Annotated in this window: 16 protein-coding genes; 8 read left to right on the forward strand and 8 right to left on the reverse strand. The window is 68.6% G+C overall.

All coding sequences use genetic code 11. The features are described 5' to 3' along the window. Positions 1-89: 89 nt before the first annotated feature. Positions 90-3251: a beta-phosphoglucomutase family hydrolase gene (locus ARTH_RS01745; protein ID WP_011690213.1), complete on the forward strand. Its 3162-nt coding sequence runs from the start codon at positions 90-92 to the stop codon at positions 3249-3251. A 40-nt stretch (positions 3252-3291) separates the two neighbouring features. On the opposite strand, the gene ARTH_RS01750 is transcribed toward ARTH_RS01745, so the two are convergent. From ARTH_RS01750 to ARTH_RS01780, 7 genes are all read right to left on the reverse strand, one after another. Continuing rightward, complete coding sequence (locus ARTH_RS01750) at positions 3292-4293, reverse strand: zinc-dependent alcohol dehydrogenase family protein (protein WP_011690214.1); 1002 nt, start codon at positions 4291-4293, stop codon at positions 3292-3294. Between the two features lie 35 nt (positions 4294-4328). Beyond that, the gene (locus tag ARTH_RS01755; RefSeq protein WP_011690215.1) at positions 4329-5183 is read right to left on the reverse strand and encodes a universal stress protein; all 855 of its coding nucleotides are present in this window, start codon (positions 5181-5183) and stop codon (positions 4329-4331) included. Between the two features lie 84 nt (positions 5184-5267). Further along, the gene (locus tag ARTH_RS01760; protein ID WP_011690216.1) at positions 5268-6401 is read right to left on the reverse strand and encodes a YihY/virulence factor BrkB family protein; all 1134 of its coding nucleotides are present in this window, start codon (positions 6399-6401) and stop codon (positions 5268-5270) included. Positions 6402-6482: 81 nt separating this feature from the next. Further along, positions 6483-7079 (reverse strand): DUF3618 domain-containing protein, encoded by a 597-nt coding sequence (locus ARTH_RS01765; RefSeq protein ID WP_011690217.1) that lies wholly within the window; start codon positions 7077-7079, stop codon positions 6483-6485. A gap of 33 nt (positions 7080-7112) precedes the next feature. Continuing rightward, positions 7113-7535, reverse strand: a complete 423-nt coding sequence (locus ARTH_RS01770; RefSeq protein ID WP_011690218.1) for a phage holin family protein — start codon at positions 7533-7535, stop codon at positions 7113-7115. Further along, positions 7532-8491 (reverse strand): hypothetical protein, encoded by a 960-nt coding sequence (locus ARTH_RS01775; RefSeq protein WP_011690219.1) that lies wholly within the window; start codon positions 8489-8491, stop codon positions 7532-7534. Before ARTH_RS01775 ends, ARTH_RS01770 begins: the two co-directional genes overlap by 4 nt. Positions 8492-8644: 153 nt before the next feature. After that, complete coding sequence (locus tag ARTH_RS01780; RefSeq protein ID WP_011690220.1) at positions 8645-9679, reverse strand: NAD-dependent epimerase/dehydratase family protein; 1035 nt, start codon at positions 9677-9679, stop codon at positions 8645-8647. 177 nt (positions 9680-9856) lie between these two features. Here ARTH_RS01780 and ARTH_RS01785 point away from each other — a divergent pair, with 177 nt between their 5' ends. Next, positions 9857-10684: a sigma-70 family RNA polymerase sigma factor gene (locus ARTH_RS01785; protein ID WP_011690221.1), complete on the forward strand. Its 828-nt coding sequence runs from the start codon at positions 9857-9859 to the stop codon at positions 10682-10684. Here the strand turns inward: ARTH_RS01785 and ARTH_RS01790 are convergent. Further along, positions 10642-11628, reverse strand: coding sequence for a glycosyltransferase family 9 protein (locus tag ARTH_RS01790; protein ID WP_011690222.1), 987 nt, complete (start codon positions 11626-11628; stop codon positions 10642-10644). The two genes, ARTH_RS01785 and ARTH_RS01790, sit on opposite strands and share 43 nt — an antisense overlap. Before the next feature lie 111 nt (positions 11629-11739). Here ARTH_RS01790 and ARTH_RS01795 point away from each other — a divergent pair, with 111 nt between their 5' ends. The 6 genes from ARTH_RS01795 to ARTH_RS01820 are packed head-to-tail and all read left to right on the forward strand — an operon-like array spanning position 11740 to position 17725. After that, positions 11740-12294, forward strand: a complete 555-nt coding sequence (locus ARTH_RS01795; protein ID WP_011690223.1) for a D-glycero-alpha-D-manno-heptose-1,7-bisphosphate 7-phosphatase — start codon at positions 11740-11742, stop codon at positions 12292-12294. Further along, the gene (locus ARTH_RS01800) at positions 12291-13364 is read left to right on the forward strand and encodes a glycosyltransferase family 9 protein (protein WP_011690224.1); all 1074 of its coding nucleotides are present in this window, start codon (positions 12291-12293) and stop codon (positions 13362-13364) included. Before ARTH_RS01795 ends, ARTH_RS01800 begins: the two co-directional genes overlap by 4 nt. After that, positions 13361-14377 (forward strand): glycosyltransferase, encoded by a 1017-nt coding sequence (locus tag ARTH_RS01805; protein ID WP_011690225.1) that lies wholly within the window; start codon positions 13361-13363, stop codon positions 14375-14377. The genes ARTH_RS01800 and ARTH_RS01805 overlap by 4 nt, the downstream gene beginning before the upstream one ends. After that, entirely contained in the window at positions 14374-15621 is a 1248-nt protein-coding gene (locus tag ARTH_RS01810; protein WP_011690226.1) for a glycosyltransferase, read from the forward strand. Before ARTH_RS01805 ends, ARTH_RS01810 begins: the two co-directional genes overlap by 4 nt. Then, entirely contained in the window at positions 15618-16343 is a 726-nt protein-coding gene (locus ARTH_RS01815) for a D-sedoheptulose-7-phosphate isomerase (protein WP_011690227.1), read from the forward strand. Before ARTH_RS01810 ends, ARTH_RS01815 begins: the two co-directional genes overlap by 4 nt. Then, entirely contained in the window at positions 16340-17725 is a 1386-nt protein-coding gene (locus ARTH_RS01820) for a PfkB family carbohydrate kinase (protein WP_011690228.1), read from the forward strand. Before ARTH_RS01815 ends, ARTH_RS01820 begins: the two co-directional genes overlap by 4 nt. Positions 17726-17760: the final 35 nt, after the last annotated feature.

The raw sequence follows: 17760 nt of genomic DNA on the forward strand, positions 1-17760 counted from the left end.
TAGCCGGCCGGGCCGCCAACCGGGAAGCCGGCCCGAAAACGGGCCCAATGTCACTGGGCAGGCAAAGCCAATGCTGGTAGGACTGAGCCATGACTGAGTCGCCAACCGCCGCCGCCGCGCTGGCCCCGGTTGACGCCGTGGTTTTCGATCTTGACGGTGTCGTCACGGACACAGCGGACCTCCACGCGGCGGCATGGAAGGAATTGTTCGACGACGTCCTCCAGGACCCCCGGATTCCGCCGACCGCACGGCGCGATCCTTTCACGGATGCCGACTACCTGCGCTATGTGGACGGCCGCACCCGGGAGGACGGAGCGGCGTCGTTCCTGCACTCGCGAGGGGTGGATCTGCCGGCTGGCGGGCCCGCGGACGGCCCCGCGGAGTGGACGGCGGTGGGGCTGGGGGCGCGCAAGAACGGGATCTTCGAAAGGCTGCTGAGGCTCCGGAGCGTCCCTGTTTTCCCCGGAACACTGGCGCTGCTCGAACGCCTCAAGGCCGGGAAGGTCCCGGTGGCTCTCGCTACCGCCAGCCGGAATGCCCGCGCGGTGCTGGCATCCGCCGGCCTCGAAGACGGTTTCGACGTCGTTGTCGACGGGAACACCGCGGCGCAGCTGGGACTGGCCGGCAAGCCGGACCCTGCGCTGTTCCTCCACGCCATCGGCGAACTCGGGGTGGCACCGGAACGGGCGGTGGTCATCGAGGATGCCGTGGCCGGCGTGGCAGCGGGCCGACGCGGCGGCTTCGGGCTGGTGGTGGGGATCGACCGGGCCGGACAGCGGGCCGAGCTGGAAGCCGCGGGCGCCGATTTCGTCCTGGACGACGTCAGTGAACTGGACCTTGGCCTGGTCATCGCGGATCCCTGGCAGCTGGTCTATGAGGGATTCGACCCCGCCCACGAGGGCCACCGGGAGGCCCTGACCACCCTGGGCAACGGCTATATGGCAACCCGGGGGGCGGCCCCCGAACACCGCAAGGACGACGTGCACTACCCGGGAACCTACCTGGCCGGCGTCTACAACCGGCTCACCAGCGTGATCCAGGGGCAGGAGACCGAGGACGAGCACATGGTGAACATGCCGGACTGGCTGCCGCTGGACCTGTGCGTGGAGGGCGGAAAATGGTGGTCCGAAGGTGGACTGCGGCTCCGCAGCGAGCGGCGCACGCTGGACCTGAAGCGAGCGCTGCTGACGCGGGAAGCTGTGCTGGAGGACGACGCCGGGAGGCAGCTTGATGTGGTCCAGCGTCGGCTGGTCTCCATGGCAGAACCGCACCTCGCCGCCCTCGAGATGACGGTGACAGCCGTCGGCTGGGGTGGCCAGGTGAGTATCCGTAGTGGCTGCGACACGGACATCACCAACTCGAACGTGGCGGTGGAAGCGCTCCTGTCCAACCGGCACCTGACAGATGTGACGGTTTCGGGGGCCGATGACGGGCCCGGAGCCGCCACCCAGGTTGTCCTCGTCCAGACCACCCAGAGCAGGATCGGGGTGGCGGTGGCCATCCGGACAGACGTCCCGGCCAGCCTGCATCCGGCCAGGCCCGAGGAGCTGGGAGGACTGTTCGTGCACCGCTTTGACGTGGAGCTGCGGGACGGCGAGCCGGCAACTGCCACCAAGACCGTGGCCGTGGCGACCTCCCGCGACCACGCCATTTCCTCGCCCCGGACAGCGGCCGTTGATGTCCTCAACCGCTCCGGGGGAGGTTTCGAGGTGCTGCTGGCCAGCCACGAGGCGGCGTGGCGGGGACTGCTCACGCCCTTCATCATCGAGGTCGATGACTCTACCGAGTCACAGCTGATCCTGAACCTGCATGTCTTCCACCTGCTCCAGACCATTTCGGCGCACACGGCGGAGCTGGACGCCGGTGTCCCCGCCCGCGGCCTGCACGGCGAGGGCTACCGGGGCCACATTTTCTGGGACGAACTGTTTGTCCTTCCGCTCCTGACGTCCCGGCTTCCGGCCGTGACGCGGGCCCTCCTTGACTACCGGTGGCGGCGGCTGGGAACGGCCCGGGATGCGGCCAGGGCGGCCGGCTTCGCAGGTGCCATGATTCCGTGGCAAAGCGGGAGCGACGGCAGGGAGGAGACGCCCCGGCTCCTGTTCAACTCCCGTTCCGGCCGGTGGGTGCCGGACTACTCCCACCTGCAGCGCCACTCCGGGCTGACGGTCGCGTACAACGCCTGGCAGTATTTCGAAGCGACCCAGGACCGCGCCTGGCTGACCCACCACGGTGCGGAGATCATCGTGGAGGTTGCCCGCCTTTTCGCGTCGATGGCGGAGTACGATCCCGCCGCAGACAGGTTCCATATCCGCGCGGTGGTGGGTCCGGACGAGTACCACACGGGCTACCCGGACAACCCCGGCGGCGGCCTGGATGACAACGCCTACACCAATGTCATGGCGGCCTGGGTATGCGACCAGGCGGTATGGATCATGAGTTCCGTGCGGGGCTTCGACATGGACGACTTCCGGGAAAGGCTGCGGGTCACGGACAACGAAATTGACGGCTGGGCGCGGCTCGGGCGCAGGGTGTTTGTTCCCTTCCACGCCGACGGCATCATCAGCCAATTCGCCGGGTATGAGAATCTCAAGGAGTTGGACTGGGAGCACTACCGCCGCACCTACCGGAACGTCCAGCGGCTGGACCTCATCCTCGAAGCGGAGGGCAGCAGCACCAACCACTACCGGCTCGCCAAACAGGCGGACGCCCTGATGCTGCTCTACGTCCTCGGCGAAGACCAGCTCACCACCTTCCTGGACCGGCTCGGGTACACGGTGACGGCGGAGCAGATCGCGAGGACCGTCGACTTCTACCTTGCCCGGACGGCGCACGGGTCAACGTTGAGCAGGGTGGCGCACGCCTCCGTCCTGGCGCAGCTTGATCCGGAACGGGCGTGGGACACGTTCCGCGAAGCCCTCGACGCGGACCTTGACGACACCCAGGGCGGCACCACCCGGGCGGGCATCCACCTGGGCGCCATGGCCGGTTCCATCGACGTCATCCAGCGCAGCTTCGCCGGCCTGCGCATTACGAGGGACGCCCTGGATTTCTCTCCCCGCCTGCCCGCGGAACTCGGCAGGGTTACTTTCAATGTGCGCTACCGGGACCAGCTGCTGGCGGTGCACCTGGAGAAAGGCCGCCTGCTGGTTTCCGCGGACCCGGGCGACGCTTCGCCGGTGCTGGTCCGGCTTGGGACCCAACACGTCCTGCTGCATGCCGGGCAGGACCACGAATTCCGGCTGGCCACCTGATCCGGGCACGGAATCCCCGAGACCGGTCACCCGTGGGCGCCTAGTCCATGTGCAGTACGGCGGCCCCCGTAATCCGGTCCGCGGCGAGGTCCTGCAGGGCCCGCGCGGCATCTTCCATCCGGTAGGGGACGGTGGTGGGACGAAGCGGGATTTCCGCTGCGACGCGAAGGAAATCCTCGCCGTCGGCCCTGGTATTGGCGGTGACGCTGCGCAGCTGCCGTTCCTGGAACAGTTCCGATCCGTAGTGCAGCGGCGGGATGTCGCTCAGGTGGATTCCGGCCACCGCCAGCGTGCCTCCGCGGTCCAGGGCGCGCAGCGCCTGCGGCACCAGCCACCCCACCGGTGCAAAAAGGATGGCCGCATCCAGCGGCACGGGGGGTTCGTCGTCGGCGTCACCGGCGAAAGCCGCTCCGAGCTCCAAGGCGAGGCGCCGGGCTTCCTCCGAGCGGGTCATGACGTACACGCTGGCTCCGCGGTGCATGGCCACCTGTGCGGCCAGGTGGGCGGAGCCGCCGAAACCGTAGATGCCGAGGCGGCCGCCGTCCGGAACCTGGGCGCGGGCCAGGGCCCGGTAGCCGATGATGCCCGCGCACAGCAGGGGTGCGGCCTGCTCGTCCGGAAAAACGTCCGGTATCCGGTAGGCGTAGTCCTCATTGACCGTCACGCGGTCCGCGTAACCGCCGTCCCGGTCCCAGCCCGTGAAGGTGGGGGACAGGCACAGGTTCTCCTGGTCGCGGAGGCAGAAACGGCAGTGTCCGCAGGTGCCGCCCAGCCAGGCCACACCCACGCGTTCCCCGATCCGGAACCTGGTGGCGCCTTCGCCAAGGTCAACCACTTCACCCACCACTTCATGGCCGGGAATCACGCCGGTCCTGCGCGGCGGGAGATCGCCTTCGGCAAGGTGGAGGTCGGTGCGGCACACTCCGCACACCCGAACAGACAGCAGGACCTCGCCCGGCCCGGGGCTTGGGTCGGGGCGGTCACCGAACACCAGGGGATGCCCCGCCACGGGACCCGGTTTGCCAACCCACCAAGCACGCACGGCACACTTCCTGTCCGATTATTCCGCCACGGCTCTCACCGCGTGATCAGCACGTTGCACAGTGCCCGCTCCAACGCCGAAGACACAGTGCTCCCCGGATGTCCCTCGCGGTGATGCGCACCCAGGACCAGGACGTCGGCCTGCGCCGCGGCGGCCAGGAGTTCCTTTGCTACCGGGTGGCTCTCCAGCAGGATGCCCTCCACCGGGACGTCGGGGGCAAGGCTCCGGGCCAGTTCCACGGCCTGGTCCAGCAGCTCCTTGCCGTGGAGCGGTGCATGCCGCCCGTGTTGTGCCTGGTGCTGGTCCCCGGCCACATGGATCAGCTGCAGCGGGACATTCAAGCCGGCCGCCATGCGGGCCGCCTCCGCCACCACCTTCGTGTGCCGCGGTTTTTCGTCTATTCCGGCCGCTATTGGCTGTCCGGGACGGCCCGGGTAGCGGACCACCATGAGGGGACAGGGGGAGTGGACGGCCAGGTCGAGGCAGGCGGAACCTACCAGCTGGCCCAGGAACCGGCCCATGCCGCGGTGGCCCACGGCGAGCACGCCCGCGCCTTCCGCCGCAAAGCGGAGGACCTGGGCGGGGAGCCCGGGCTCAATAACGCCGTCGATGACCACCGTGGCCTTCAGTCCGGCCGTAACCGAGCGGGCCAGGTCCAGGCCTTCCTGGAGGGTGGCCTCGGCGGCATGCCTCAGCCCGCTGCCTTCAACGCCTTTGACCGGACCAAGATTCTTGGTGAAGACGGGCCATACCCACGCGTGGACGATCTTCAATGTCCGGTTCGTGGCGGCGGCGTGCCCGGCGGCCCACCGGACGGCCAGCTGGGACGGTTCGGATCCGTCATAGCCCACCGCGACCGGTCCGCCCGGATTCCGTGCTGGAGCCGGCATGGAACCTCCCCTCATAGACGGGGGCGGCGCAATGTCCACCCGGGCGCAATGTCCACCCAGTAGAGACCGGGCATGCGGTTTGCGCTAGGGGCTTTGGTCCTGTTCGCGGTCCCGGCGCTCGCGCTCGTGGCGTTCACGCAGGTCGCGTCCCCGCCGGATGTCCTCTTCCTCCCGGACCTGCAGCTTGTCGCTCTGCTTGGTGTCCCGCGGCGGCAGCTGGATGGTTTCTTCTGCCTCGATGCCGGCCTGGAGCTGGCGGCCGCGCTCCATCTCGGCGTCGAACTCGGCCCCGAACAGCAGGGACATGTTCAGGATCCACAGCCACAGCAGCGCGATGATCACACCGCCGATGGCGCCGTAGGTCTTGTTGTAGCTGTTGAAGTTGGCGACGTAGAAGCCGAATGCCAGGGACGCCAGCAGGAAGACCACGAGGGCTATGGCCGATCCCATGCTCATCCAGCGGAATTTCGGCTGCTTGACGTTGGGGGTGGCGTAGAACAGGACGGCAATCGCCGCGATGACCAGCACCAGCATCACCGGCCATTTGGCGATGTTCCAGACGGCCAGGAAGGCGTCGCCGAGGCCGATCACGTTCCCGACGGACTCCGCCACCGGACCGCTGAGCACGAGCATCGCGGCCAGCACGACGACGATCAGCAGGTTAACGACAGTGACGCCGAGCATGGTGCCCCGGAGCTTGAGGAACGGTCTGCCCTCGTCGACCTCGTACACCCGGTTCATGGCGCGGCCGAAGGCGCCTACGTAGCCCGACGCGGACCACAGTGCGGTGAGGAGTCCAATGACCAGCGTGAAGCCGGCCGCCGGGGAGCTTGACAGGTCTTCAACCACGGGGCGGATCGTGTTTACGGTGTCACCCGGTGCTATGCCCTGCACGATGTCGAGAAGCCCGGACGTCGTCTTCTGGGCGTCGCCGAAAATACCGAGCAGGGAGACCAGTGCCAACAATGCCGGGAAGATTGAGAGGACCGAATAGTAAGTCAGTGCGGCAGCGAGGTCCGGGCACTGGTCTTTGGTGAACTCCCGGAAGGTCTTCTTCGCGATGTACTTCCACGACGGCTTGCTGACATCGGCGGGACTGTCCGGTTTGCGGGAATCATCCGGCGCAGGCGCAGTGCGGGCTTTGGCAGTGCTGCTCTCTTGCGTTTCAGCGTCGGGGCGGGCTGCGGTGCCGTTCTCGGTGGCAGGGTTCTTAGCCATTGGAATCTTCTTTCGTGGTAAAGCGCAGCGGCCGGCTGCCCACCGCGTCAGCGAGGGCAACCGGCCGTCTTCCGGGGCGGGCTACACCTGTTGGACGTTGTCCTTGGCGTCTGCGGCGCGGTACTTCACGTCGTCCACTGCACCCTGGCCTTCGGCCTTGACGTGGTCCGTCGCTTCCATGGCGGTTGCCTTGACATTCTCCATGGCATCCTGTGCCGGGGCCTTCAGGCCCTGGGCAACGTCCTTGGCAGCTTCGGTCAGCTCCGTGGTGAGCGGCTCGGCCTTCGTCTTGAGGGCATCGGCGGCCTCGCGCTCCTTCTCGCTCGCCGGGATCAGCGAGGAGAACAGCATCCCGGCGCCGAAGGCGATCAGGCCTGCAGCGAGTGGGTTGCCCTGCGTCTTGGCGCGGACCTGGCGGGGAGTGTCCCCGATGGCCGTACCGGCGTCCGAAAGGTGGGCTCCCGCACTGCCGGTGCCGGAATGCACCCGGTCAGTGGCGTGCTCAGCTGTTCCCATGACTTTCTCCTTTACTCCGAACACGGCGTCCTTAACCTTGTCCGTCTGCCGGTGGACGATGTTCGACGGGGTGACTTTGTCCGCCACGGCGTCGACATTGGTGCCGAGCCGCGCGCGGGTTGCTTCGATGTCGGCGCGGATGGCGTCCGGGTTTTCACTCATCGTGTGTACCTCGAGCTCTCTTTGTGCCTGGGTCTAGTGGCTGGGTTTAAGGGTGGGAGGTATTTCCTGGAGCGTCTCCGCTGTCTGCGGCATGCCCTTGATCGCGTTCAGCTGCTTACGGCCAACGGATGCCAGGACGGCGGCGACGATGCCCCAGATCACGGCGAGGACGACGGCGGACCAGCCGAGTCCCATGACCGTTCCCAGCGCCCACCAGAGGGCCAGGGAGAGGAACAGGAGGACAAAGTGGCCTGCCACTCCGGCCCCGGCCAACATCCCGCCGCCTTTTCCGGCACGGGAAGCCGACTGCTTCAGTTCGGCCTTGGCAAGTTCCACCTCCTGGCGCATCAGCGTGGAGATGTCCCGCGTCACGTCGCCGAGCAGGTCACCGAGGGAGGTGTTATCCGCTTTGACGTGCGCCGCCTCGGGAGTGGTTTCCGGAAATTGACTGCTCATCGCTGCCCTCCGCGCAGGGGGTCGTCACGGTACGGATCGTCCGCGAGGGGGTCGGTGGCCAGCGGGTCCTTAGCCAGCGGGTCTGCGGCCCACTGGTCCTGCCCGGTTCCCTCGTCCGCCAGCGGGTTGGGCGGGTACGTGTCCTCCGAATAGCTGTCGGCGCCGGTCCGCTCGTCGGTATAGGCGCTGGTGCCGGCATAGCTGCCGGCGCCTGCTCCGGCGACGGACAGGCCGGCCGTGTTGGCATCGGGGGCCGGCATCTGCACCGGCGGCGGGGGAACTGCTGTCCCGGTGTCGGGAACGTAGCCGGGCACGCTGGAAATCGGAGCCCGTGAGGTGCCGCCGCTGAGCGTAGCGCCTGTCGAGTCCGGTGCCCCGGCACTGAGGCTGCGCGTCAGCCTGCCGGCGAGGATTCCGGCTCCGGCCGCCAGCATCAGGAATGTTCCCGGGCGCTGCCGGGCGAATGTCTTCACTTCGTCGAGCAAGGATCCGGGATCCCGGCCTTCCAGCCATGACGCCACAGAGGCGGACCGGTCCGCCGCCTGGCGGATCAGGTCAGTGGCCACGCCGGGCTGATCGGAGGCGTCAGCCATGGTGCGGAGCTCGCCGGAAATCGAGTGGAGGCCCTTGGCCACCTTCTGCTGCTGGGTACCGGCCTGGTCCGTCAGGTCCGTCCTCGCCTGGTGGAACAGATCCTTGGCGTTTGCTTTGACCTCACCGGCGACATTGGCTGCCTCGGCTTTAGCTGTTTCCGCTACGTGCTGGGCGGAGTCTGTCGCCTGATGGGCAACGTCCCCGGCCTCGTGCTTGGCCGTCTCCGTCTTCGACGTGCCTTGCGGTGCCGCGTAGGAGGTGTCATAGGCGGCGTCGGTTTCCGGCGTCGCCGGGACGGCCGTTTGCTCTGCGACCCCAGGGGTGCCGTAGCTACCGTCCTGTGGCCATCGGTTCTCTGTCATCTTCGCACTCTCTTTCCAAGAAGGTCGGCTGCTGATCAAGAACCAGCAATAACTGGCTACTAAATAGTAAGCATGATTACTATCAGATAGTAAGTACCCTTGGTGTATTAGTTTTTTTGGCCCGGAATTTTCCGGCCGGGCCGTCGCCGCGGACTAGCTTCGCGGGGTCAGTGGGGGAGAGCCTTCTGTGCCGCGACCGGCCGTCAGTCCTTCCAGCACCTCCCGAATGGCGTCCACGGAGGACGTGCGCGGCTCCCATCCAAGTACGCCGCGGGCGCGGTGTGTGTCCATGACAGGCGCTCCTTCGGCCATGGCAATCCACCCGGCGTCAGTTGGCTGCAGGCGAAGCCGCCAGCTCAGGTCCACGGCTGCGCGGACGAGTCCGAACGGTATGGGAAGCCACCGCACAGCCTGGAAGATCCGCGCCAGTTCCACCGGCGTGATGACGGGTTCGGCGGCAATGTTGAACGCGCCGGCGGCGCGCCGATCCAGGACGCGCCAATAGGCGTCCGCGACGTCGTCAGCGTGGACTGCTTGAAAGGCCAGCCCGCGAGGTAGGGGAATGATCGGCAGCCTGAGCTTCTGCGGCAGGAGCCGGGGGAGTGCCCGTCCCAGGAAGTACCGTCCGATCTCGCTGCCCGCCTCAGCCTGAAACGTAAGCGCCGGCCGGAGCCGGGCGACGGTGATGGCAGGATTCTCCGCCGCGAAGCGGTCCAGGAGGACTTCCTGTTCAGCCTTGTGCCGGCCGTAGTGGGATTCCCGGATGCCCGTGGCCGGCCAGTCCTCGGCCCGGCGCGTTTCCTTGCCCGAACGGGCGTATGCGCCCACGGAGGATGCGCACACCACGTGGCCCACGCCGGCTTCCCTGGCAGCCCGAAGCACGTTGGCCGTTCCCGTCACATTCGTCCGGTGCAGGGCGGCCAGGTTGTGGTTCGGCTGGAGGAGCCACGCGAGGTGCACCACGGCATCCGCACGGGCGAGGGCCGCACGCAAGGGCGCGCCGTCGTCGTCCGCGATGTCCAGGGCGTGCCATTCCACGCCGCCGTACGGCGGTGCCGCGTGGTTGGGCGGCCTCCGGCCGATTCCCACGATTTCCAGGGTGTCGGGGCGTTCCGCCCGCGCCCGCTGGAGGCGCCGCAGCAGGGCGGTGCCCACATTTCCGCTAGCGCCAGTGATTGCGATCCGCATGCCGCTCCGCCCTTCCAAGAGCTGGAAGCGCCGGCCGACTTTTCGGTTCGGGCCGGCGCGTTGTGGTTCGGCATTAACGCTACCGGCCATTGTTTAATAAGCAAGCTTATGGTTTCCTACTGCTCTAAGTCTTGCCACAGGCTTTCGGTCGCTCCACGGGTAAAGGAACGAACCATCATGGCGGAATCCCAGCAGTCGCCACAGATCCTAAAACCGGAACAACCCCACAGTCATCCGGGCCGGATCCAGCAAACTTTCGAAAACCACCTGGTACTGGATTACCTGGACCTCGCCGAGGCACTGGCAGCGCGCTTCCAGGCCCGCGGGCGTGACAGGGCGGACCTGAACCAGGTCGCCTACCTTGGCCTGGTCAAGGCGGCACGGGGGTTCGATGAGGCCCGCGGGGCCAGCTTCCCGGCTTACGCGGCGCCTACCATCACCGGAGAGCTCAAGAGGTACCTGAGGGACCGGTGCTGGATGGTCAGGCCGCCGAGGCACGTGCAGGACCTGCGGTCCGAACTCCTGCGCGCGGAACCGGCGCTGGCCCAGTCCCTGGGCCGCCCGCCCAGTGCTGCCGAGCTGGCGAGGGAACTGGCGGTTTCCCCCGAGGCCGTGAATGAAGCGACGGCGGCTGCGGCGAGCCTGCACCCGGACTCCCTCGATGCGGTAGACGCCAACACCGATACTGCCCCGCTCGCCGAAACCCTCAGTTCCGGGGAGGACCCGCTGGCCCGCCTCGAGGAATTGATCTGCCTCAACCAGGCCATCCATGAGCTCACCGCGGAGGACCAGGAGCTGCTGTACCGGCGCTATTTTTGCGAGGAAAGCCAGGCCGAGCTCGGACGCCGATTCGGTGTATCGCAGATGCAGGTTTCACGGCGCCTTTCGCGGGTCCTGGTGCAGCTCCAGCGCTTGTTGCAGGACGGGGACTCCCCGGACTGGGGCTCCAAGGAAGGCACGGATCAGAGCAGTCCCAGCCCGCGCAGGGCCGCGAGCACATCCTGAACGCCGACCCCCAGCAACGCCGGGTCCGGCTCATCGGCGAAGACATCCCCGCGGCGCAGGTCCGCGCGGGTCAGCACCACATGCGGGCCCGCCGCCGGCGGCCCCCACCGCTCCGGAGGAGCCGGACCGAACAGGATAACGGACGGCCGGGCGTAGGCAGCGGCCAGATGGGCTGCCCCGGTGTCGGCCGAAACCACGACGCCAGCGTCGGCGATTACCGCGGCGAATTCGGAGAGGCGCTGCCGGCCGGCAACCACAGCTTCGTCCGGCAGCCCCGCCTCGCGGGCCACCCGGAGGGCCCGTTCCCGTTCGTCAGCGCTGCCGGTAAACACCACATTGTGTCCGGCGGCGTTCAGCGCCGAGGCTACTTCGGCAAACCGTCCTTCGGGCCACAGTCGGCAACCGTAGGCTGCGCCAACGTGCACCACTGCCTCCGCCGCGCCGGGCCCGGCCGCCCGCTGGCCGGAAACGCGGGGCCGGTCCAGCCGCAGGTCGAGGGGATCTGCCTCGATGCCGTGCCAGCGCAGGAGCCGGGTCCACCGTTCCCGCTCGTGCATCTGTTCCACCCACGGCGGCCCGCCGACGGCAGGGCTGTGCGCAATCAACCGCCGCGGCCTGATGGCTTGCAGCAAGGCGGTGCTCTCGGGCCCTCGGCCGTGCAGGTTGACCGCGATATCCACAGTGCCCGGCTTCACGGCGAGCGGGGTGTCCAGCGCGGCCGGGAGCAGTTCGAAGCCTCCCACCAGTTCAACGATGTCCTCCAGCCACGCCGGACCCGCATAGACCAGGCGGTGGCCGGGGAAAGCCCGGCGGAGGGCGTGCAGGGCCGGGACCGACACCAGCAGGTCGCCAAGTTTGAGGGCGCGCAACACCAGCAGTGCCGGTTGAACGCAGGACGCCGCCGTGGAATCCGTTGTTGTGGAACCCGAAGCCGTGGAACCCATAGCTGTAACCCTCTCATTTCCGGGCTGATCGGACCCTTGGCTCGGGAGTCTAATCCGGGAAGGTGCTTCCGGGGGCGTTTGAGCAGCCGGTTTGAGGGGAACAGGGTGGGTATGGCAAGTTCCAGCATTCCACCACCCAAGGCCGTGCTCTTCGACCGGGACGGCACCCTGGTCCGCGATGTGCCCTACAACGGGGATCCCCGGCTGGTGGCGCCGATGCCTCGGGCGCGGGAGGTCCTGGCCGGGTTGCGCGGGAGGGGGATCGCCACCGGAGTGCTCAGCAACCAGTCGGGGATTGCCCGCGGTTTGCTCTCCCGCGGCCAGGTGGACAGCGTCAATAGCCGCATCGAGGCGCTCCTGGGTCCTTTTGACGTCTGGGAAATCTGCCCACACGGCACCGAGGACGGCTGCGGCTGCCGCAAGCCTGCCCCGGGGATGATCCTCAGTGCCTGCCGGAGACTCGGTATCCGAGCTGCCGAAGCTGCCTACATCGGCGACATCGGCAGCGACATGGAAGCCGCGGAAGCCGCCGGGTTGAGGGGGATTTTGGTGCCCACCCCCCTCACCCGGCCCCAGGAAGTGGAGGCCGCCCCGGAGGTGGCAGCGGACCTGTCCGCCGCGGTGGCGCTCCTGCTGGGCCCCGCAGCGGGAGGGAACCGTCGATGAACCGGGTACTTGTGGCCCGCCTGGACAGCGTGGGGGACGTGCTGTTGGCCGGCCCCGCTGTTCGGGCCGTAGCCAACGGACGGCGGGCCGATGGGGGCGCCCCGAACGACGTCGTGCTTCTATGCGGCCCGCAGGGCGAAGCGGCAGGGTTGCTGCTGCCGGGCGTGTCCGAAGTACATAGCTGGGCGTGCCCGTGGATCATCCATCCCGCCCCGGCGGTCGCGGGGGAGGACGTGGACCGGCTCGTCACCTTCGTCCGTGATTCCAGGATCGCGGAGGCGGTGATCCTGACCTCTTTCCACCAATCACCCCTTCCCCTGGCGCTGCTGCTCCGGCTGGCAGGCGTAAGCCGTATCACCGGAGCGTCCGTCGACTACGCAGGCGCCTTGCTGGACGTCCGGCTCAGGCCCGGGGAGGACTTTTCCGAAGACCAGCCGGAGGTGGAGCGTGCCCTGGGAATCGCCCGGGCTGCCGGGTTTGTGCTTCCGCCAGGCGATGACGGCCGGCTCCGGGTTGCGGATCCTCCCGATGCCGGCGAACTCGTGGGCGAGGGGCCCTACATCGTGGTGCACCCCGGTTCCTCCGCGCAGTCCCGGGCCTGGCCCCCGCTTCACCATGCCGCCGCCGTTGAGCTCCTCGAAGGCGCGGGCCACCGGGTGGTGGTGACCGGAGGCCCGGGGGAAACCGAGCTGACAGCCACCGTGGCCGGCCCGTCGGGGCTGGACCTGGGCGGACGGACCGACCTGCGGGCCCTCTCCGGTGTCATCGCCGGGGCACGCGCGGTCGTCACCGGAAACACCGGCCCGGCGCATATCGCCGCCGCCGTCGGCACGCCCGTTGCCTGCCTGTTTTCCCCGGTGGTTCCGGCCGTCAGGTGGGCGCCCTACGGCGTTCCGCTTGAACTGCTGGGCGACCAGAACGCGCCCTGCCGGCTGAGCAGGGCGCGCGACTGCCCGGTGCCTGGACATCCGTGCCTGGCATCAGTTTCCCCGGAAGACGTTGTGGACGCCGTGGAGCGGCTCATCAGCGGAGTTTCCTCCCTGTCCACCCGGCGAAAGGTCCGTCAATGAGGATCCTGCTGTGGCATGTGCACGGTGCCTGGACTGATTCGTTCGTCCGCGGACCCCACGAATACCTCCTGCCGGTCCTTCCGGGCGGCGGACCCTGGGGGCTGGGCCGCGCGGGCCGGAACTGGCCGGAATCCGTCCGCGAAGTCGCCCTGGAGAGCCTCGACGCGGGCAGCATCGACGCCGTCGTGCTGCAGCGGCCGGAAGAAATTGCCGAGGTGGGCCGCGCCCTTGGCCGGCAGCCTGGCAAAGAACTCCCCGCCGTCTACCTCGAACACAACACCCCCAGAGGCAATGTTCCGTCCACCGTGCACGCGCTCGCGGACCAGCACGCCATCCCGCTGGTGCACGTCACGCATTTCAACGCGTTGTTCTGGGACAGCGGCTCAGCCGCCACCACGGTGATCGAACACGGCGTGCCTGACCCCGGCTATCTCTACACCGGCGAGTTTCCGGAGCTCGCCGTCGTGGTCAATGAACCCGTCCGCCGCGGCCGGGTCACCGGTACGGACCTGCTCCCGCGCTTTGCGGGGGCCGCCCCGTTGCAGGTCTTCGGGATGGGCGGGGACGAACTTCCCGGGCACACGGGGCTGCCGCCCTCCCGGCTGACCGTCCGCGGTGACCTCGCCACCGCAGAGCTCCACCGGGAACTGGCCCGCTGCCGCGTCTATGTCCACCCGCTCCGCTGGACCTCCCTGGGGCTCGCCCTGCTCGAAGCCATGCACCTCGGACTGCCGGTGGTGGTACTGGCCACCACCGAAGCCGCCCGGGCGGTGCCGCCGGAGGCCGGGGCGATCTCCACGGACGTCGGGGAGCTGGTCCGGCAGGCCCGGGTCCTGGTCAGCGACCCCGGGGAAGCGCGCGCGCGGGGGCTCGCTGCCCGCCAGGCAGCCCTGGAACGGTACAGCCTGGGTCCGTTCCTCGATGCCTGGGACGCCCTTCTTGATGATCTTGTTTCCCCGCGATTCCGGAAATCCCGGATCCTCGTTCCTGCGCACGAAAGGAAGCTCCCGTGAGAATTTCCATGGTTTCCGAACATGCCAGCCCGTTGGCGGCGCTCGGCGGCGTGGATGCCGGCGGCCAGAACGTCCACGTTGCCGCGTTGTCCACGGCGTTGGCCCGGCAGGGCCACCACGTCACCGTGTATACGAGGAAGGACGACGCCGGGCTCCCGCCCCGCGTCCGCATCCTGCCGCGGCTTGAGGTGGTCCACGTTGCGGCGGGCCCGGCGCGCCACGTGCCCAAGGACGGGCTCCTTCCCTACATGGACAGGCTCGCAGTAGGGATCGCGGAGGACTGGGACGGCGGGCAGCCGGACATCGTGCATGCGCATTTCTGGATGTCCGGCCTGGCCGCGCTGGACGCCGTACGCCGCAGCGGAGCGAATGTACCGGTGGTGCAGACCTTCCACGCCCTCGGCACGGTCAAGCGACGCCACCAGGGAGCCGACGACACCAGCCCCCAGCAGCGGCGCTGGCTGGAGCCTGCCGTGGGACGCTCCGCCGACCGGATCATAGCCACCTGTTCGGATGAAGTCTTCGAGCTCAAGGCCATGGGCATCGATACGGCCAAAATATCCATCGCCCCCTGCGGAGTGGACCTGGAGCTCTTCCGCGAAGCAGGGCCTGCCGAGCCCCGGCCGCGCAGCCACCGGATACTCTCCGTCGGCCGGCTGGTTCCGCGCAAGGGTGTGGACCTGGTGATCCGCGCCCTGCCGTTGCTCCGTGATGCCGGGTTCGACGACGTCGAACTCCTGGTGGTGGGCGGCGGCGGAGAAGCGGCGATGGGCGCGGACCCCGAGGCACGGCGGCTCGGTGAGCTGGCCCGGGAACTCGGCGTGGAAAACCAGGTCACCCTCCGCGGCCAGGTGCCGCGGGAGGAGATGCCAGGCATCCTGCGCAGCGCGGATGCCGTGGTCTGCACCCCCTGGTACGAACCTTTCGGCATCGTTCCGCTGGAAGCCATGGCCTGCGGCGTACCGGTGGTGGCTGCGGCAGTCGGAGGACTGACCGACACGGTGGTGGACGGGGCAACCGGCCTGCATGTGCCGCCGAGGGATCCGGCCGCCATCGCGCGCGCCGCCGCCCGGCTCCTTGCCAGCCCGGAGCTCCGGCTGGAACTGGGACGGGCGGGCCTGCAGCGGGCCCGCTCGCGCTACTCGTGGGACCGCGTGGCCGACGAAACTGAGAAGGCCTACCAGCAAGCCCTCGCGGCGATTGCCGCTCCACAGCTTGAACCGATGGAGGGGGCAGCGCTGTGACCACCGAATGGACCCTCCGCGAGGAGGAACTGCCCGTCCTGCCGCCGCACATTGTCCGGCCGCACGTCTTCGCACCAGATCCGGGTGCGGACGGACGCCGGGGCGGAAACACCAGACCGGATTCGGTCCTCGCCGTTCAGGAGCACCTGGACAACGTGATCCCGGCCCTGGAATCCCTGCGCGGCCAGGCGTACCACCTTGCGGCCTGGGGCGAGGAACTGGCCCGCCGGCTGCTGCGCGGCCAGCGGTTGCTCGCTGCGGGGAACGGGGGCTCGGCCGCGGAGGCCCAGCACCTGACGGCCGAACTCGTGGGACGCTTCGACGGCGAACGGGTGCCGTTCTCCGCGATCTCCCTGCACGCCGAGACCTCGGCCGTGACCGCCATAGCGAACGACTATGGCTTCGAGGAGCTTTACGCCCGGCAGGTACGGGCCCACGGGCGCTCTGGTGATGTGCTGATCCTGCTGTCCACGAGCGGAAAAAGCCCTAACCTTTTGCGTGCCGCCGATGTCGCCACCAGGCTGAACATCACGACGTGGGCGCTCACCGGCCCGGCGCCCAACCCGCTGGCGTCCCGCTGCGATGAGGCCGTGACCATCCAGGCGCTGTCCGCCAACGCCCAGGAGGGCCATCTTATTGCGCTGCATGCCATGTGCCGCGCCTTCGACGCGGAGGTGGCCCGGCGCGGCCGGAACGCAGCCTGCACGGGGAGCCTGCCGTGAAGATCGTCGTGGTGGGGGATGTGCTGCTCGACGTCGACATCGACGGCGAGGCCACGCGGCTCTGCCCGGACGCGCCGGTCCCCGTGGTGGACGTTGAAAATGTACGACGGCGTGCCGGCGGCGCCGGGCTTGTGGCCCGGATGCTCGCCGGCGACGGCCACAGCGTCACGCTCCTGACAGTCCTCGCGGACGACGAGGCGGCGCGGCACCTGGAACGGGCGCTCGAGGGCATTACCGTGGTGGCCGGAGCCTCCGGGGCACCCACCCCGGTCAAGACACGGGTGCGGGCGGAGGGCCACCCGGTGGTCCGGTTCGACGAAGGATGCGCCCCGCCGCCGGACCCCGCGGTGACGCCGGCCATGCTGCACGCTCTGGAAAGGGCAGCGGTGATAATCGTGGCGGACTACGGCCGTGGCCTCACCTCCAACGTGGAGCTGAGGTCCGTCCTGGCCACGCTCGCCGGCCGGATTTCCATCGTCTGGGATCCGCACCGGGCGGGCGCGCACCCTGTGCCCGGCGTGGCCGTGGTGACGCCTAATCTGACGGAGGCTCAGACCTTTGCCCGAAACTTCGCCCGTGCTGCGGGCAGCGCGGAAGCCGTAAACGACGATCCCGCGGCACTGGCCCGGGACCTCCGGCTGCGCTGGCAGAGCAAGGCTGTCATGGTCACCATGGGCAGCCAGGGCGCGATGCTGGTACACGGCACCGCCCAGCCGGCATTGCCCATACCGGCGCCCAAAACCACGGTGACGGACCCCTGCGGTGCCGGGGACAGGCTGGCGGCCAGCCTGGCCGTGCACCTGATGGACGGACACACCCTCGACGTCGCGGCCGTGCTGGCGGTCCGGGAGGCCGCCTCCTTCCTGCGGCACGGCGGGGTTGCCGGGCTCGCCGGAGAGCCGAAGCCGGTCAACCTGCAGGGCCGGGACACGGACGCGCTGGCACTGGCCCGCAGCGTGCGCGAAGCAGGCGGGATCGTCGTGGCCACGGGCGGCTGCTTTGACCTGCTGCATGCCGGTCACACCCGGGCACTGGCCGCCGCCCGGAGCCTCGGGGACTGCCTCATCGTTTGCCTGAACTCGGATGAGTCCGTGCGCCGGATCAAGGGCCCCGGACGGCCCATCCTCAACCAGGAAGACCGCGCCGAACTGCTGCTCGCCTTGGAGTTCGTGGATGCCGTGATGGTGTTCGACGAGGACACCCCGGAGGCCTGCCTGGCCGCGCTGCAGCCTGATCTCTGGGTGAAAGGCGGCGACTACGATGTCACGCAGCTGCCGGAAACAGCCCTGGTAGAAAGCTGGGGCGGACGCTGCACCACGGTGCCCTACCACCCGTCGCGCTCCACCACCGACCTCGCCGACGCACTCGCACGCGTCAGCTGAACTTCACAGCGAAAAGCGAAAACGAATGAGAGGAA

Source organism: Arthrobacter sp. FB24 (genome assembly GCF_000196235.1).
Lineage (GTDB): Bacteria > Actinomycetota > Actinomycetes > Actinomycetales > Micrococcaceae > Arthrobacter.

Coding starts and splice junctions, on each gene's coding strand:
- ARTH_RS01745 (WP_011690213.1), top strand. CDS start 90: ATGACTGAGTCGCCAACCGCCGCCGCCGCGCTGGCCCCGGTTGACGCC.
- ARTH_RS01755 (WP_011690215.1), bottom strand. CDS start 5,183: ATGCCGGCTCCAGCACGGAATCCGGGCGGACCGGTCGCGGTGGGCTAT.
- ARTH_RS01760 (WP_011690216.1), bottom strand. CDS start 6,401: ATGGCTAAGAACCCTGCCACCGAGAACGGCACCGCAGCCCGCCCCGAC.
- ARTH_RS01765 (WP_011690217.1), bottom strand. CDS start 7,079: ATGAGTGAAAACCCGGACGCCATCCGCGCCGACATCGAAGCAACCCGC.
- ARTH_RS01770 (WP_011690218.1), bottom strand. CDS start 7,535: ATGAGCAGTCAATTTCCGGAAACCACTCCCGAGGCGGCGCACGTCAAA.
- ARTH_RS01775 (WP_011690219.1), bottom strand. CDS start 8,491: ATGACAGAGAACCGATGGCCACAGGACGGTAGCTACGGCACCCCTGGG.
- ARTH_RS01780 (WP_011690220.1), bottom strand. CDS start 9,679: ATGCGGATCGCAATCACTGGCGCTAGCGGAAATGTGGGCACCGCCCTG.
- ARTH_RS01785 (WP_011690221.1), top strand. CDS start 9,857: ATGGCGGAATCCCAGCAGTCGCCACAGATCCTAAAACCGGAACAACCC.
- ARTH_RS01790 (WP_011690222.1), bottom strand. CDS start 11,628: ATGGGTTCCACGGCTTCGGGTTCCACAACAACGGATTCCACGGCGGCG.
- ARTH_RS01795 (WP_011690223.1), top strand. CDS start 11,740: ATGGCAAGTTCCAGCATTCCACCACCCAAGGCCGTGCTCTTCGACCGG.
- ARTH_RS01800 (WP_011690224.1), top strand. CDS start 12,291: ATGAACCGGGTACTTGTGGCCCGCCTGGACAGCGTGGGGGACGTGCTG.
- ARTH_RS01805 (WP_011690225.1), top strand. CDS start 13,361: ATGAGGATCCTGCTGTGGCATGTGCACGGTGCCTGGACTGATTCGTTC.